This window comes from Oricola cellulosilytica (assembly GCF_019966575.1).
Classification (GTDB): domain Bacteria; phylum Pseudomonadota; class Alphaproteobacteria; order Rhizobiales; family Rhizobiaceae; genus Oricola; species Oricola cellulosilytica.
Genome location: NZ_JAINFK010000001.1, coordinates 143,157 through 159,068, shown reverse-complemented (window position 1 = coordinate 159,068; position 15,912 = coordinate 143,157). Strand labels below are relative to the sequence as shown.

Sequence of the window (15,912 nt, the reverse complement as noted above, 5' to 3'; positions counted from 1 at the left end):
TCTTCAAGTCAGGATCAGCTTTCATGCCAAGTCCGTCCGTCGCGTTCGATCAGGGCGATCGAGGCGGACGGCCCCCAGGTACCGGCGGTATAATCCTGCGTCGTTTGGCCGGTTTCCGTCCAGGCCTTGAGGATCGGATCGACCCATTGCCACGCTGCCTCTACCTCGTCGCGGCGCATGAACAGAGTCTGGTTCCCACGAATGACGTCCATGATCAGACGCTCATACGCGTCCGGATTGCGTACGCCGAAGGCATCCGCGAAGCTCATGTCGAGCGGAACGTGGCGCAGCCGCATGCCACCCGGACCCGGGTCCTTGATCATAATCCACTGCTTGACGCCTTCGTCCGGCTGCAGCCGCATGACCAGCTTGTTGGCAACCATGCGCCCGGCGCTGGAACCGAATATCGAATGTGGCACCGGGCGGAAAGCGATCACGATCTCCGAGACGCGCTTGGCGAGGCGCTTTCCGGTGCGGAGATAGAACGGTACGCCTGCCCACCGCCAATTGCTGATCTCTGCCTTGATCGCAACGAATGTCTCCGTGTCGCTCTCGCCGCTCTCCAGTTCTTCCAGATAGCCCTTCACCGGACCGCCATTCGCGGCTCCGGACGTATATTGGCCCCGAACCGTCAGCTTCTCGACATTGTTTTCGCCGATCGGTTCGAGCGCGCGCAGCACTTTCAGCTTTTCGTCGCGCACGGAATCGGCATCCATGGAGGGCGGCGGTTCCATCGCCACGAGACAAAGCAACTGCAAGAGATGGTTTTGAACCATGTCGCGAATGGCGCCGGCCTTATCGTAGTATTCGGCGCGACCCTCCAGCCCGACCGATTCCGCGACGGTGATCTGCACGTGATCGATATGGGCGGAGTTCCAGAGCGGCTCGTACAGCGTGTTGGCGAAACGCAGAGCCATCAGGTTCTGAACCGTTTCCTTGCCGAGATAGTGATCGATGCGGAACGTCTGGGTCTCGTCGAAAACCTCTCCGAGCACGTCGTTGAGGGCGTGCGCCGACTCAAGGTCACGCCCGATAGGCTTCTCGACGACGATGCGGGTTTCCGGCGTGATCAGATCGTGCGCGCGTAGTCGCGTCGCGATCTCGCCGAAAAGCGAGGGGCCGACAGCAAGGTAATAGGCGCGTTTCTTCCGGGGATCGCCGTCAAGCCGGTTGCGCAGATCGTCCCAGCCACGGTCGGACATGGCGTCCACTGAAACGTACTGGAGCTTGGCGAGAAAGCGCTCGACCTCCTCGTCGATCAGGGGTTCCTTGATGAACTGCTTCAATGCCTCGTGCGCGAAGGTCCGGTATTCCTCGTCGCTCATCGCCGCCCGTGACACGCCGATGATGCAGGTCGGATCGACGATCTGGCCGTCCACCTGACGGTGATAGAGCGCAGGCAGCAATTTGCGTTCGGCGAGATCCCCCGTGCCGCCAAACACGATGTAGTCGAACGGATCGACTGGAATGATCTGTGCGTTCATCGAAATTCCCGATGGTTATGAGTCGGCGCACCTATAATCTAATCGATTTAAACATGCCAGCCGCCCCTGCCGATTTTTTGCCCCCCGGGCCCTGGGAAATATGATAGGCCAAATCGCGAAGCGGCGCATGTCGAGGAGAGATTGTATCATGTTGACTTCACCGGACGCGGATCTTTGCAGCACCGTCGCGCAGGGACGAAGAGCTCTGAACGTAATCGCCGGCGACGCGGTCGACAGTGTTTCCGGTGAGCGCGTCGATGTGGCGTGCCCATCGGACGGAAAGGTTTTTGCTTCGATCGCGCGCAGCGGGCAGGAGGACGTCGAGCACGCCGTGCAAGCGGCGCGGGAAGCGTTCGACAGCAGCCCATGGAGCCGGATGACCGCCACGGAGCGCGGGCGCATCCTCACCCGGTTGGGCGAGTTGATTGACCGAAACCGCGATGAGCTGGCAGCCCTCGAATCGCGCGATACCGGCAAGCCGAAACGGCAGGGTGTTGCGGATGTGACAGCAACGGTCCGTTATTTTGAATATTATGGCGGCGCGGTCGACAAGGTGCACGGGACGCAGATTCCGTTTCTCGACGGTTACACCGCCATTACGACGCGGGAGCCGCATGGTGTGGTCGCCGGCATCATCCCCTGGAACTATCCGCTGCAGATCCTTGCGAGGGTCGCCGGCGCGGCATTGGCGATGGGCAACACGCTGGTGGTCAAGCCGGCAGAGGACGCGTCGCTGACTACCGTGCGGGTCGCTGAGCTGGCGCTGGAGGCTGGCTGCCCGCCGGGCGTGCTTAATGTCGTCACGGGTTATGGCGCGGAAGCGGGCGCCATGCTGTCGGGCCATCCGGGCATAGACTATGTGACATTTACCGGGTCGCCGGCGACAGGAACGGCGATTCAGACGGCGGCGGCTCGAAACAACCGGGGCGTGACGATGGAACTTGGCGGTAAATCCCCGCAGATCGTATTTGCCGATGCCGATCTCGAGGCGGCTCTGCCGGTCGTCGTCAACGCCATCATCCAGAACGGCGGCCAGACCTGTTCGGCGGGCAGCCGCGTGCTGATCGAGAAGCCTGTCTACGACGAATTCGCGGCCGCTCTTTCCGAGCGGTTTGCAGCCCTTGTCGCCGAGCCACATGATCGCGACGGCGATCTGGGGCCTCTGATCAACGCGAATCAGGCACGGCGTGTCGCCACTATGGTTGCAGACGCCGAAGCATCGGGGCTTCACGTTCTTGCAAAAGGTAGGGTGTCACCCGATGCGCCTGACGGCGGCTACTACCAGGCGCCCGTCCTTTTCGGCGGGGTCGATCCGGCCAGCACGCTCGCACGCGAGGAGGTGTTCGGGCCGGTGCTCGCCGCCCTGTCTTTTGACGGCGAGGCGGAGGCGGTTGCCCTCGCCAACGGAACCGACTTCGGTCTCGTTGCTGGGGTCTGGACCAGGGACGGAGGCCGGCAGCACCGCGTTGCCAAACGCGTTCGCGCGGGTCAGGTCTATGTCAACGGCTATGGCGCCGGCGGGGGAATCGAATTGCCGTTTGGCGGTTTCGGGAAGTCTGGCCATGGCCGCGAGAAAGGTTTCGAAGCTCTCTTCGACATGTCGGCCACGAAGACCACTGTTTTCCGTCATATCTGAAATTTTTCAGTACTGAAAAATCAAAGTCGGTCGCAGGGTCCAAAGCTCCACCCCCGTGGACAGCGCCGCGCTCCCATGTAACCTGTGGCAGAGATTTGCAGGGAGCCGAGCGGCGGAATCGATGGGAAGACTTTCCGGTAAAACCGCGATCATCACCGGAGCGGCATCGGGATTTGGCGCGGGGATGGCGGAGCGTTTTGCAGACGAAGGCGCCAACGTGGTCGTCGCGGACCTGAACAGACTGGGAGCCGAGGAGGTTGCCGGAAAGATCGGTCCTAACGCCGTCCCTCTAGCGGTGGACGTTTCGATCCAGACGGATGTCGCCAAGATGGCCGACCTTGCCATGCAAGAGTTCGGCCGCATTGACATAATGGTCAACAACGCAGGCTACACGCACCGCAACGGCGACTTGCTGGAGGTCGATGAGGACACATTCGACCTCATCTACGCAGTCAACATGAAGGCGATCTATCACGCAACGCGCACGGTCGTGCCTATCATGGAGCGACTTGGGGGCGGGACGATCATCACCACCGCATCCACGGCGGCGCTGCGGCCCCGGCCCGGGTTAACCTGGTATAATGCATCGAAGGGATGGGCGGTGACGGCCACGAAGTCGATGGCGGTGGAACTTGCGGCAAAGAACATCCGCGTCAATTGCATCTGTCCGGTCGCGGGGGAAACGGGAATGCTTGCCCAGTTCATGGGCGAGGACTCGCCGGAAATTCGCGAGCGCTTCAAGTCGGTTATCCCGATGGGGCGGTTCTCAACACCTCTCGACATAGCAAATGCCGCACTGTGGCTCGCATCGGACGAGGCCGCCTTCATCACGGGCGTCGCCCTCGAGGTCGACGGTGGACGTTGCGTTTAGCTCAACCGAACCGGAACGGCGGTAGCGGGGAGACGGAATGACAGGCGAGCAGGTTTTTCTTTTCGGGCTGTTCGCCGGGGTTTTCGTTTTTCTGGTCTGGGGCCGCTTCCGGTACGACCTGGTCGCGTTTTCGGCCTTGATTATCGCCGTCATCGCCGGGCCGGTCGAAGCGGATTCGGCGTTTGCCGGGTTCGGCCATCCAGCGGTGGTTATCATTGCGCTTGTCCTGGTGGTGTCGCGGGGCCTGGTCAACTCCGGGGCGGTCGAACTGATCGCGCCATACGTGATCAAGCCGGAACGCAAACTTCCGGCCCATCTCGGCGTCATGTCGGTTGCCGGGGCTGCCCTGTCGGCGGTCATCAACAATGTCGCGGCACTCGCCTTGCTCATGCCGTTGGACCTCGAGGCAGCCGCCAAGGCAAAGCGGGCGGTTGCGCTGTCGCTGATGCCGTTGTCGTTCGCGACAATTCTCGGGGGCATGATAACGTTGATCGGCACCCCGCCCAACATCGTGATTTCGCAGTACCGCGCCGAGGCGCTCGGCGAGCCGTTCTCGATGTTCGACTTCGCGCCCACCGGACTGGCCGTAGCGACGATCGGCATCATCTTTGTCGCCGCCATCGGCTGGCGGCTGATTCCGGCGCGCGACCGGGCGGGGACCGTGAAAAGCGCGGAGGATGCCGGCCTTTATGTCGCCGAGGCGCGGGTTAAGAACGAGTCCCGCAACATCGGAAAGCGAATTCGCGATCTTTACCCGCTCGCCAACGACCACGACGTCGTAATCGTCGGATTGATCCGCCGCGGGAGGCGGGTTCCAGGTTTCGCGCGTAATGAAACCCTGGCAAAAGGCGACTTCCTGGTTCTGGAGGGCGATCCCAAGTCGATCGAAACCTTCATGGGCGCCGCCGACCTTGATTTCTCAGGATCGGAAAAACACGATGTGGGACTGACCAGTTCGTCGCTTGCTCTCGTCGAAGCCTTGGTACCGGATGGCTCCCGCATCGTCGGACGATCGGCCATGGAGCTTCGTCTTCTCTATCGCCACGGCATCACGCTTCTCGGTGTCTCGCGCAGCGGTGAGCGCTTTCGCGACCGCGTTCGTCGTCTCACAATAAACGCGGGAGACGTCCTGCTGCTGCTCGGGCCCGAGTACAGAATGAACGAAATCACGCAATGGCTCGGTGTATGGCCGTTGGAAGGCAGGCGCACGCCGCTATTGCAGCGACGCAAGGCGTCCGCCGCGATTCTGGCGTTCGGCGCTTCCATCGGGGCGTCGGTTGCGGGTCTCGTGACCCTCGACATCGCGCTTTCGCTCTGCGTGGTTGCATATGTCCTGATGGGGCTGCTGAACGCTAACGAGGTTTATGAAGCCATTGAATGGAAGGTTATTGTGCTGCTCGGGTCGCTGATCCCGCTTGGCACTGCTCTTGAACAGTCGGGCGGTACCACACTCATCGCACAATTGATCGTCGACCATACCTATGGGATGCCGGCCTGGGCCGTCCTTACGGTGCTGATGGTCGTCACGATGACCCTGTCAGACTTCCTGAACAATGTCGCGACGACCCTGATCGCCGCACCGATCGGCGTGGGCGTTGCCACGGCGCTCGGCGTTAATCCGGATCCTTTTCTGATGGCCGTCGCCGTCGCAGCGTCCTGCGCATTCCTCACCCCGATCGGCCACAAGAACAACACCATAATCATGGGTCCCGGCGGGTACCGTTTCGGCGATTACTGGCGCATGGGCATTGTTCTCGAGGTGCTCGTGATCGCGGTTTCCGTGCCGGTCATTCTGGTCGTGTGGCCGCTTTAGATTGTCGTCCAGGCCCCGTTCCGTCCGGCAATTGACCGGCTCTGAGGTTCGATCTGCCGCTTTCCATTGTGTCGCCGCGATGGAATGATTAATCGATGGTCTTCCGAACCATCTTGAAGTCACATCATGCAGCCAGTCACCATTTCAGGCACCGGGGTCTTTACACCGGAAGAAACCATATCGAACGCCGAACTCGTCACAGCGTTCAACGCCTACGCGGAAAGGCAAAACTCCAAGAACGCCGACGCGATCGCCCGGGGCGAAATTGAACCGGTGCCGATGTCTGCGGAAGAATTCATCGTCAAGGCATCCGGGATCGAAAGCCGCCACGTTCTGAACAAGTCAGGCGTACTCGATCCCGAGATCATGCACCCGGTGCTGCCTGAACGCTCGGACGACGAGCTGTCGGTGATGGCGGAGATGGCGGTAAAGGCGGCGGCGATTGCACTTGCGCAGGCAGGGCGCACGCCTGCGGACATCGACGCGGTGATCTGCGCTGCCTCCAATCACGAGCGCGCCTATCCCGCCATTGCAATCGAGGTACAGGAAGCGCTGGGTATCGAGGGCTTCGCCTTCGATATGAATGTCGCCTGTTCCTCGGCAACCTTCGGCATTCAGGCAGCCGCCGACATGATCCGCTGCGGCTCGGTCCGCGCCATCCTGATGGTCAATCCGGAAATCTGCTCCGCGCATCTCGAATGGCGCGACCGCGATTGTCACTTCATCTTCGGCGACGTCTGCACGGCCACCGTGCTCGAACATGGCGACCAGGCCACAGCGCCTGGACGGTTCGACATCGTTTCGACACGGTGCCTGACGAAGTATTCCAATAATATCCGCAACAATGACGGCTTTCTGCGCCGTACCCGCGCCGGACACATGCAGGACCGTCGCGACATGCAGTTCCGCCAAGAGGGCCGTAAAGTCTTCAAGCAGGTCGTACCGATGGTTTCCGAGATGATTCAGCAGCATCTCGCCGATGAGGATCTCACGCCTGACCAGCTTTCACGGCTCTGGCTCCACCAGGCCAACAAGGGAATGAATGACCTGATAGGGGCCAAGGTGCTGGGACGAACGCCGGAAGCCGGCGAACAGCCCAACATCCTGCAGGATTACGCCAACACGTCCTCGGCGGGATCGATGATCGCCTTCTCGAAATACTCGGACGATCTCGAGCCGGGCGACTACGGCGTCATATGTTCGTTTGGCGCGGGCTATTCGGCCGGCAGCGTGATTGTTCGCAAGGCCGCTTAAGTCCTCCCACTTGCCGAGTGCATGACCGGGCGATAAAGTTGTTCCGGTGGGGCCTATCAGGGCGAGCGGTTGCAATTGCGCAGCCGCCGAAGCGAGGTATCCATGTCCCACCGAAGACGACAGGGCGAGTCCGACGACGAATTCCTCTTTCGTATTGCCCCGCAATACCGGGAAATCTGGCAAGAGAAAGTGGCGCTCGGCAGTTTGCGGGCGTCGATGCGCGCGAAGAGACGCCGGATACGAACGAGGGAAAACTTGCGTCTTGTGGAAGAAGCGGACTTGCCGGAATCGCTCCCGGTAGCGAGCCAAAGAACCTCTAGACAGGCTCGGAAAAAATCATTCTGTCTGCACTAGGCGATCGCGAAAAAGGCTGAATCGAAAACGGCGAAGCTCAAGCCTCGCCGTCCGATCGCATTGCTCAGCCGCCCGTTGTATCGTTCGCAAGACGGCGCGAAAGCATCCTTTCCCCGTTTTAGGGGAACCGGGTAGGGAGCCGGTGGAAAACTTTCCGCCGGCTCCCGATTTGGCGTTACTGCTTTTGGGCGGAAAGCAACGGCGTAATGTTCCGCATCGTCACCCGGCGGTTCTGCTGCTCGGCCGCCTGTGTGTCCACCTTCAGGAACTGCTCTCCATATCCCTGGATCACCATATTCTCCGGCGGAACGCCGTAGCGGTCTGCAAGAATTCGGGCCACGGTTTCTGCCCGCCGGTCCGACAGAGCCAAGTTGTAGACATCCGAGCCGACGGCATCCGTGTGACCTTCAACCAGCAGAACCGTCTCCGGATCCTGTTCAATCAGCGCGAGTGCCGCCCTTGCGATGTCCTCGAGCAACGGGACTTGGCTTTCGCGCACGATCGCACTGTCGGTGTCGAACGTGATGGTATCTAAGTCGACGCGCCGCACCTTGTCACGCAACCGCTCGCTCTCGCGAACCTCGCGCAGGGTATAGGCGCTTTCAACTGCCTCAACGGGCGGGGCCGAGAACGTTTCGTAGATGATTTCGGGGTCCGCCTGACGAGCGACGACGATATAGCGCTCACGGGGGATATCTACACGCAGTGGCGGAAGCAGACGATCATAATCCTCAACGATCCGATCGTCGCGGTCACGATTGTCGATGAGCACGTATTCGCGCCCGTCCGGCATCACCCGCGAACGGTACAGGACGTAGCCGCCCTCGTCGCGAACAGTAATGATCTGGACGCCATTGCGGCGTGTGATCGTTTCCTTTGTGCGGCCGCCACGCAGGCGCTCGACCCGCACTTCGACGTCGCCGTCGCGCAACAGGCTGCTTTCGTCCTTGCGGACGAAATATTCGCCATCACGCTCGACAATGATGCGATCACCCTGGTCTTCGACGACCTTGCCACCGAGTGCCGGGATCAGCATTCCGATGCCGGCGCCGACGGCTGCGGCTCCCAGCAGTTCGTTGCGGCGCTTGCGGGCGTCTTCACGGCGTTGCTGCTCTTCAGCCCTGATCTGCGCACGCTGTTCCTCGGTAATCTCGTCGGGGACCACGGTCGCCGGCGCTTCGGTTTCAGCAGATCCGGTAGCCGTAACTTCGGTCTGTGACTGTGCGGCGCCACTGCCGGAATCCGTAACCGCGGGGTCCTGCGGTGCCTGGGTTTCCCCGGCCGGCTGCTGTGCGGCAGGCTGTTCCTGGACAGGCTGCTGTTCCGTTGGCTGCTCGGCGGTCGGCGCAGTTTCTGCCTCTGCTCCGGCCTCGGTTTCAGCTGCGGGAGCCACCTCAGCGGGTGCCTGTGTTGCAGGAGCCTCGGTTACAGGAGCTTCCTGAGCCGGTGCTTCTTCCGCGGGTGCTGATTCTGCCTCTGCTTCAGCAGCCGGCGCATCGGTCGCAGGAGCTTCCTGAGCCGGCGCTTCTTCCACCGGCGCAGCCTCCGCTTCAGCGGCAGGTGCTTCTTCGGCTGGTGTTTCAGTCGCGGGAGCTTCCTCAGCCGGGGCTGTTTCTGCCTCTACTCCAGCCTCCGCATCGGCTGCCGGCAGTTCTTCCGCCGGCGCGGCCTCCGCTTCTGCCTCTGCCTCAGCCTCTGCCTCAACTGCAGGCGCTTCCTCGGCAGGAACTGTGACGCAAGCCTCGTTTGCTGGATCGGCTTCGCAGTCTACTTCAGGCGCGTTCTGCTGTTGCGCGAATGCAATCGTGTTGGGCGAAACGCTCAGTGCGAGCACCACGGCCAGAGCGGTCGAACCGCGAAAAACTTTGTACTTCATTGTTGTAGGCCTCATAAACAGGTCCCTTCCTGTTGCCGCACGAGGCGTTCGTGCGAACCGGACTCAAACTCGGGACCAAGGCATTTTGTTCCATCGGTCCATCACATTAGATGTTGTGCGGTAACATCCACTGACTTGACCCTCTTCCGGTCCTTGGGAAGCTGACACCCGGGAACGGCCTGGACCGGGTCCCTAGGAGGAACTCAGATGCGGTCGAGGAGCGAATACCAGGTGAGCGCCAGCGTGAGCAGCGGTCTGCGAAAGCGCCTGCCGCCGGGGAATGCCGGCACGACGAGTTCGCGGAACAGGTTCAGCCGGTCGCGGTTTCCGGTGACTGCCTCGGCATACAGCCTGCCGCTGAAGTTCGACAGCATGACGCCATGACCGGAATAGCCGCCCACGACCGTGACGCCGGGCATCACATCGCGCACGAAGGGCAGACGCGGCAGCGTGATTCCGACCGACCCGCCCCATGCATGAGTGATCTTGATGTCCGCAAGCTCTGGATAGATCTCCGCAATCTGCCGGCGGATGTGGTGCGAGATATCCGCGGGATGATCCGCGGTGTAGGCCTCGCGGCCACCGAACAGCAACCGGTTCTCTCCGAACCTGCGGAAGTAGCGCACGACGAAGCGCGAGTCGTCGACGGCTTCGCCTCCCGGAATGATCTTCTGCGCGAGTCGCCCGTCCAGCGGCACCGTCGCCCCGATAAAGGACCGGATCGGCATGACATGTGAAGCCGACACCGGTTCGAGCTTCTCGCTCCCGTAGGCGTTCACTGCCACCAGCACCCTGTCGGCAGTCACCGTTCCCCTAGCGGTCGACACTCTGATCCTACCGCCATCACGCGCAATGCCGCTGACCTCGGACTTTTCGAACAGGTGCGCGCCGTTGTCGGCGGCAACCCTGGCCGTGCCGACGACGAGGCGCATCGGATTGATGTGGCCGGTGCCCGTGTCACGCAAGCCGGCGTGAAAATAGCCGCTGCCGAGGCGTTCCGCCGTTTCCTCGCGATCCATGAAGCTCAGATGCGGGTAACCGTAGCGTTCCGCCATGATCTCCGCATGGGCGCGGTAACCCTCTATGTATCGCCGCTTGTGAACGACCGAAAGCTGGCCCGGCCGGTAGTCGATCTCGATCCCGTTTTCCGCGGCAAAGGCAAGCAGGTGGTGCTTTGCTTCTTCAGCAAGGTCGAACAACGCCTTGGCGCGCTCGAAACCGAGCTGGTCTTCGAGTTCCTCGACGCCCCTTCGTTGCCCGGTTCCCATCTGGCCGCCATTGCGACCCGATGCGCCGTCCCCGAAGCGGTGGGCCTCGAGAAGCACGACGTTGGTCCCGGCCTTGGCCAGGTGGGTCGCGGCCGAAAGGCCCGTGAAGCCGCCCCCGATGATGGCGACATCGCAGGTTCTGTCGCCGTAGAGGGCGGGGTATTCCGGGCGCGCGCTGACGCTCGCCTCGTACCATGAAACGCCAGGCGAGATCGGGCTTTGATAAGTCATATTTACCCGGAGGCGGTCAGACGTTGAGCAGCAGGAACTCGCGCTCCCACGGGCTGATCACGCGCATGAATGTCTCGAACTCGCCCCGCTTCACGCCGGAAAACGTCGCTGTAAATTCCCGGCCGAGAACATCGTCGAAGGCCCGCTCGGCTTCCAGAAGAGCAACCGCTTCGAGAAGGCCGCGTGGAAGATCGATCACCCCTTCATTTGCGGTCTCGGCGGTCGGACTCGTAGGGACGAGTCCGTGGACCATGCCGAGATAGCCGCACGCCAGCGAGGCGGCGATCGCAAGATAGGGGTTGGAATCCGACGAGGGCAGGCGGTTCTCGACGCGTCGCGCATCCGGTCCCGATGTCGGAATGCGAAACGCCGTCGTCCGGTTGTCGTAGCCCCAGGCGGTGTTGACCGGGCAGGCCATCTCGGGCGCCAGACGCCGGTACGAGTTGACATAGGGCGCCATCATCACGAGCGCCTTCGGAACAAAGTGCTGCATTCCGCCGACGAACGCACGGAACAGTTCCGTCTCCGATCCGTCTGCGGATGTGAAGATGTTCCGTCCCGTCTTGATGTCGACCACGGACTGGTGGATGTGCAGCGCGTTGCCGGCTTCGTCCTGCATGGGCTTGGCCATGAAGGTAGCGTACATGTCGTGCTTCAGCGCAGCCTCGCGAATGCTCCGCTTCATCAGGAAGACCTGGTCGGCGAGCTCGATCGGATCGCCATGGCGCAGGTTGATCTCAAGTTGCGACGGCCCTTCTTCGTGGATCAGGGTGTCGATCTCCAGACCCTGCGCCTCGCAGAAATGGTATATGTCGTCGATCAGTTCGTCGAATTCGTTCACTCCCGCGATCGAATAAGCCTGCCCGCCGGAGATCGGTCTTCCCGAACGCCCGGTCGGGGGCTGGAGCGGGTAGTCGGGATCGGTGTTGCGCGCGACCAGATAGAATTCCAGTTCCGGTGCGACGACCGGCTTCCAGCCTTTCTTGGCGTAGGCGGCGACCACCCGTTTGAGAACGTTGCGTGGCGTATAGGCGATATCCTTGCCGTCCGCCCCGACAAGATCGCAGATCACCTGCGCGGTCGGATCGCTCTCCCACGGCACGACCGACAGCGTCGACAAATCCGGCATCAGCTTCAGATCGCCATCATGCGGATCGTAGCGGAAGTCGCCGGTCTCCTCGGGATATTCGCCGGAAATCGTCTTGCGGAACAGGGCTGACGGCAAGGCGAGCGACGTCTCGGACGTAAATTTTTTCGACGGCATCATCTTGCCGCGGGGCACGCCCGCGAGATCGGGCGTGATGCATTCGATATCCTCGATGGTCCGTGAGGCGAGCCATTGCTCGGCCTGTTTCCAGTCGGCGACACCGCGCAGGTTGTTGAGGAATGCCGGAGGTTTAGCGCTTGCGGTGCCGGAACGCCCCGCATGGCGGATCTTGGTCCTGTCGTTGGCCATCAATCACCGTGTTGTTGACGATGTGCGTTGTATTACCTGTCCCGCGCGCGGGTGGGAAGGGGGGAAGGCCGGGCAGGTGGATGCGCGGGTTGGGGCGTGACCCTTGACGGCGGTGGAGCGTTGCGCGGAGTATTCATGATCCGGGAAGGGCCGGACAGAACCTTCCGCGACCGCGGAACAGTCGGGTGATCGCGATCGAGCGGAGACGGCCCGGACGGCAACGAAGTCTTTCGGCGCGCCATGTGCCGCCGGACGATGCCATGCGGGAGGAGTCGTTTCATGCGGTGTTTCACAATTCTTGGGCCATCCCATTCCGGGAAGACCACGCTGGCGCAGCGTCTCAGCGAACTGGAGGGCAAGCCTGCACGCTCCGAAACGGTGGGCCACATGGCTTTCACGCGGTTCTCCTTCATGGGAGACGATTGGTGCGCTATCGATGTCGCGGGAGGGCCGGAACTCGCCGGCCAGTCGGGCGGCGCGCTCCTTGCGAGTGACGCCGCCATTTTGTGCGTGCCGTCCGACCCGGATGCCGCCGTTCTTGCCGCGCCTTACCTGCGTGCGATCCAGGCCGCCGGCACGCCATGCCTGATCTTCATCAACCGGATGGACGCCCCGAAGGGCCGCGTGCGTGACATCGTCGCGGCGCTGCAATCCTATTGCGAACACGCGATCGTGCTGCGGCAGATTCCGATCCGCGAAAAGGGCGAGGTTGTCGGCGTCGTCGATCTGATCTCGGAACGCGCCTGGCGTTATCGTGAGGGCAAGCCGTCCTCGCTCGTCGAAATCCCCGAGGACGCGATCGACCGGGAACAGCAGGCGCGTACCGAATTGCTGGAGCATCTGTCCGATTTCGACGACGCCTTGCTCGAGGAGTTGATTGAGGATCGCGAGCCGGCAACCGGGGCACTCTATTCGATCTCGACGCGCGTGATGCAGGAGAACGCGGTGGTCCCTGCGCTTCTCGGCGCGGCGAGCCACGCGAACGGGATCGTTCGGCTTATGAAGTCGCTCCGCCACGAAGCGCCGCAGGTCGATGCCTTGAGGGCGCGTCTGGATGCCGGCGGCCAGGCGCTTGCCGTGGGGTTTCACGCACGCATCAAGAAGCATATCGGCAAGTCTGTCTATCTGCGAGCGCTCGCGCCGGGCGTCGCGGCGGGCAGTCCTCTGGGCGGAACGCAGGTAGGCAATCTTGTCGAAATCGAGGGCAAGGGGGCGGTCTCGGCGCTGGAGCCGGGCGAGGTCGCGATTGCCGTAAAGTCCGATCATCTGGATGCGGGAAAGGTGTTCGCGGCTGGCGAGACGATGGATGCACCCGCGTGGGCGCGGGGCCATCCGCCGGTGTTCGCCCGCGTCCTGGCTCCGGTAAACGAACGCGACGAGGTGCGGCTGTCGGACGCGCTGGCCAAGGCGCAGCAGACGGACCCCGGTATCGCACTGTCGCAGGACGAGGTGACCGGCCACACCGTTGTACGGCTGCAGGGGCCGATGCACCTGCGCCGGCTGATCGAGATGCTGGCGGAGGATTTCGGCGTCGAGGCGGAGGACCATGCGCCGTCGGCGATTTACCGGGAAACCATCTCGCGCCGCGTTGAACAGCATTACCGGCACCGCAAGCAGTCGGGCGGCGCTGGCCAGTTCGCGGACGTCAAGCTCGTCATCGAGCCGCAGGGCCGCGGCGCCGGTTTCGCCTTCGACGACACGGTGAAGGGGGGCGCGGTGCCGCGCAACTATATTCCCTCCGTCGAGGCGGGAGCGAAGGACGCGCTCGAGACCGGCCCCTTCGGTTTTCCGGTCATGGACGTTCTGGTCACCCTGCTCGACGGCAAGCACCATTCGGTCGACAGCTCCGACCACGCGTTCCGCACGGCCGGCCGCATGGCGGTGCGCGACGCGCTGCAGGGCGCCGAACCGGTGCTGCTGCAACCGATAGACAAGGTGCTCATACACGTGCCGTCGGTCTACTCCGGCGCGATGGTCTCTCTGATCAGCTCTCTGAAGGGGCAGGTTCTCGGCTTCGACCGCGATCCGCAGGCCAAGGGCTGGGATCTGTTTCGCGCGCTGCTGCCGGCCTCGGCCGCCGACGAATTGATCCGCGCGCTCGGTTCCGCGACGCTCGGCACCGCCTGGTACGAGGCGGAGTTCGATCACTACGAGGAGATCTATGGCCGCGAGGCCGAGAAGATCAGCCGGGAGAAGGCCGAGAACGCAGCTTAGCGGGAATATTTCTCTTGCCCTTTGCAGGGAGGGGCGTTGCGCAGCGGTGCGGCAGGGTATCGACACTGCGCCCCTCATCGGTTCGCCTTTCCCTCATCCTCCCTCGCTTCGCGGAGGCGCCTTCTCCACGAGGGGAGAAGAAAGGGCGTGCCTCCTCCTTGCCACGCCCTGTCTCCAGTCTGGCCATTGAAACTTTCCTGCTGGCCATGACTCGCTGTCCCGGATCGGCTTCGCCAACCGGGGCGTCATGGCGGGATGGGAAGCGGGCGGTCGTCGTCACGCTTCTATGAATATGTTTGGTGCGATCGGATCGACCGCCCGCCGGTTGCTCACCCGCCTCCCGGCCACGGCTCGCGGTCCCGCAGGACCGGCCGAAAAGCTGAAGGCTAGGGCCCGGCCGTAAGCTCTTGCCAGGCGTGAACCGCACGCCCCAGCCGGCACCGCATCCCTCCGCCTGGCCATCCGGTCCATGAACCCGGCTTCCCGTGGAGGAACGTCCGGCAAGTATGCACGAGGTGTCAAAGGTGTGGATGGAACCCGGGCGGAAAAAATAAAATAACGAGACGGGACAATGGGTTAGAGAAAACCGGGCAAAAAACTTATCCACACCTTGCCGCCCTGTGATTCACGTTGCGTCATTCCGCTTCCTTCTCAGAAAAACGGCGTGCCATGGATAGAACCCGGGAGCGCGAAAGAAACGGCGTGACCCAGCGGAGCAGAAACCGCAGTTTCGGATCATTTATCGCGACGAGATTCCCGCTCATCATCGCATCGTAGCCGAATCGCGCCACACTGTGCGCACTGGCCATGTTGTCCTTGATACCGCTCACGCCAAGCATGTTCGCACGGTCGAAGAACTCGGTCGCGACGGGACCGGGAGCCAGCACCGTAACGGTGATGCCCTTGTCCTCCAATTCGTTTGCAAGTGCCTGGCTGAAGGAATTCACGAATGCCTTGCTGGCGTGATAGGTCGCCTGAAGCGGCCCGGGGATCATGCCGGCGGTTGATCCGACGTTCAGAATGCGGCCCGAGCCCCGCTCGATCATCTCCGGAAGGAAGAGCGATGTCAGCATCATCAGCGCCTTGATGTTGAGATCAACCATGGCGAGATTGCGTGTCAGGTCCTGTTCGTGAAAGAACCCATGGCCACCGAACCCGGCATTATTGACAAGATAGTTTATCTCCCGCCCTCGCGCCCGCACCTCTTCGAAAAGCCTGTTCGCCCCGTCGGCCTGGCCTAGGTCGACCCCGGCGACATCGGCCACAATCCCATGGGCCGACCGGAGTTCCGCCGCCAGCTCGTCTAGCGCCTCCTTGCGGCGCGCGACCAGAACAAGTTGCCGCCCCTTTTCGCGTGGATACGCGCGAGTTCCTTACCGATGCCGGCCGAGGCGCCAGTCACAAGCATTGTCTTGCCGGACATTTCGATCATTCCCTGTATTAAACCGGGGCTTG

10 protein-coding genes are annotated in these 15,912 nt (G+C 62.3%); 5 read left to right on the top strand and 5 right to left on the bottom strand.

The window, feature by feature from the left end:
• Positions 1 to 14 precede the first annotated feature (14 nt).
• A complete protein-coding gene (gene zwf / locus LC298_RS00700; RefSeq protein WP_131565570.1) occupies positions 15 to 1,484 on the bottom strand; it encodes a glucose-6-phosphate dehydrogenase in 1,470 nt (489 codons plus the stop codon).
• A gap of 148 nt (positions 1,485 to 1,632) precedes the next feature.
• On the opposite strand from zwf, the gene LC298_RS00695 reads away from it, so the two are divergent.
• The 4 genes from LC298_RS00695 (at position 1,633) to LC298_RS00680 (ending at position 7,058) form a co-directional block, all read left to right on the top strand.
• Positions 1,633 to 3,120, top strand: a complete 1,488-nt coding sequence (locus LC298_RS00695; protein WP_131565571.1) for an aldehyde dehydrogenase family protein — start codon at positions 1,633 to 1,635, stop codon at positions 3,118 to 3,120.
• 121 nt (positions 3,121 to 3,241) lie between these two features.
• The gene (locus tag LC298_RS00690; protein WP_131565573.1) at positions 3,242 to 3,991 is read left to right on the top strand and encodes an SDR family oxidoreductase; all 750 of its coding nucleotides are present in this window, start codon (positions 3,242 to 3,244) and stop codon (positions 3,989 to 3,991) included.
• Between the two features lie 37 nt (positions 3,992 to 4,028).
• Positions 4,029 to 5,804: an SLC13 family permease gene (locus tag LC298_RS00685; protein ID WP_131565574.1), complete on the top strand. Its 1,776-nt coding sequence runs from the start codon at positions 4,029 to 4,031 to the stop codon at positions 5,802 to 5,804.
• Positions 5,805 to 5,930: 126 nt separating this feature from the next.
• Positions 5,931 to 7,058 (top strand): beta-ketoacyl-ACP synthase III, encoded by a 1,128-nt coding sequence (locus LC298_RS00680; RefSeq protein ID WP_131565576.1) that lies wholly within the window; start codon positions 5,931 to 5,933, stop codon positions 7,056 to 7,058.
• A gap of 529 nt (positions 7,059 to 7,587) precedes the next feature.
• Here LC298_RS00680 and LC298_RS18080 read toward each other — a convergent pair.
• The 3 genes from LC298_RS18080 to LC298_RS00665 form a co-directional block, all read right to left on the bottom strand.
• Positions 7,588 to 9,288, bottom strand: coding sequence for an OmpA family protein (locus LC298_RS18080; RefSeq protein WP_131565578.1), 1,701 nt, complete (start codon positions 9,286 to 9,288; stop codon positions 7,588 to 7,590).
• Positions 9,289 to 9,491: 203 nt separating this feature from the next.
• Positions 9,492 to 10,787, bottom strand: coding sequence for an NAD(P)/FAD-dependent oxidoreductase (locus LC298_RS00670; RefSeq protein ID WP_131565580.1), 1,296 nt, complete (start codon positions 10,785 to 10,787; stop codon positions 9,492 to 9,494).
• A 16-nt stretch (positions 10,788 to 10,803) separates the two neighbouring features.
• Positions 10,804 to 12,243 (bottom strand): glutamine synthetase family protein, encoded by a 1,440-nt coding sequence (locus LC298_RS00665; RefSeq protein WP_131565582.1) that lies wholly within the window; start codon positions 12,241 to 12,243, stop codon positions 10,804 to 10,806.
• A gap of 279 nt (positions 12,244 to 12,522) precedes the next feature.
• Here LC298_RS00665 and LC298_RS00660 point away from each other — a divergent pair, with 279 nt between their 5' ends.
• A complete protein-coding gene (locus LC298_RS00660) occupies positions 12,523 to 14,457 on the top strand; it encodes an elongation factor G (RefSeq protein ID WP_131565584.1) in 1,935 nt (644 codons plus the stop codon).
• A 635-nt stretch (positions 14,458 to 15,092) separates the two neighbouring features.
• Here LC298_RS00660 and LC298_RS00655 read toward each other — a convergent pair.
• Positions 15,093 to 15,755 (bottom strand): SDR family NAD(P)-dependent oxidoreductase, encoded by a 663-nt coding sequence (locus LC298_RS00655; RefSeq protein WP_244596522.1) that lies wholly within the window; start codon positions 15,753 to 15,755, stop codon positions 15,093 to 15,095.
• Between the last annotated feature and the right edge of the window lie 157 nt (positions 15,756 to 15,912).

What these genes read in the sequence shown, in the direction of transcription:
- zwf (WP_131565570.1), bottom strand. Translation starts at nt 1,484, where the DNA reads ATGAACGCACAGATCATTCCAGTCGATCCGTTCGACTACATCGTGTTT.
- LC298_RS00695 (WP_131565571.1), top strand. Translation starts at nt 1,633, where the DNA reads ATGTTGACTTCACCGGACGCGGATCTTTGCAGCACCGTCGCGCAGGGA.
- LC298_RS00690 (WP_131565573.1), top strand. Translation starts at nt 3,242, where the DNA reads ATGGGAAGACTTTCCGGTAAAACCGCGATCATCACCGGAGCGGCATCG.
- LC298_RS00685 (WP_131565574.1), top strand. Translation starts at nt 4,029, where the DNA reads ATGACAGGCGAGCAGGTTTTTCTTTTCGGGCTGTTCGCCGGGGTTTTC.
- LC298_RS00680 (WP_131565576.1), top strand. Translation starts at nt 5,931, where the DNA reads ATGCAGCCAGTCACCATTTCAGGCACCGGGGTCTTTACACCGGAAGAA.
- LC298_RS18080 (WP_131565578.1), bottom strand. Translation starts at nt 9,288, where the DNA reads ATGAAGTACAAAGTTTTTCGCGGTTCGACCGCTCTGGCCGTGGTGCTC.
- LC298_RS00670 (WP_131565580.1), bottom strand. Translation starts at nt 10,787, where the DNA reads ATGACTTATCAAAGCCCGATCTCGCCTGGCGTTTCATGGTACGAGGCG.
- LC298_RS00665 (WP_131565582.1), bottom strand. Translation starts at nt 12,243, where the DNA reads ATGGCCAACGACAGGACCAAGATCCGCCATGCGGGGCGTTCCGGCACC.
- LC298_RS00660 (WP_131565584.1), top strand. Translation starts at nt 12,523, where the DNA reads ATGCGGTGTTTCACAATTCTTGGGCCATCCCATTCCGGGAAGACCACG.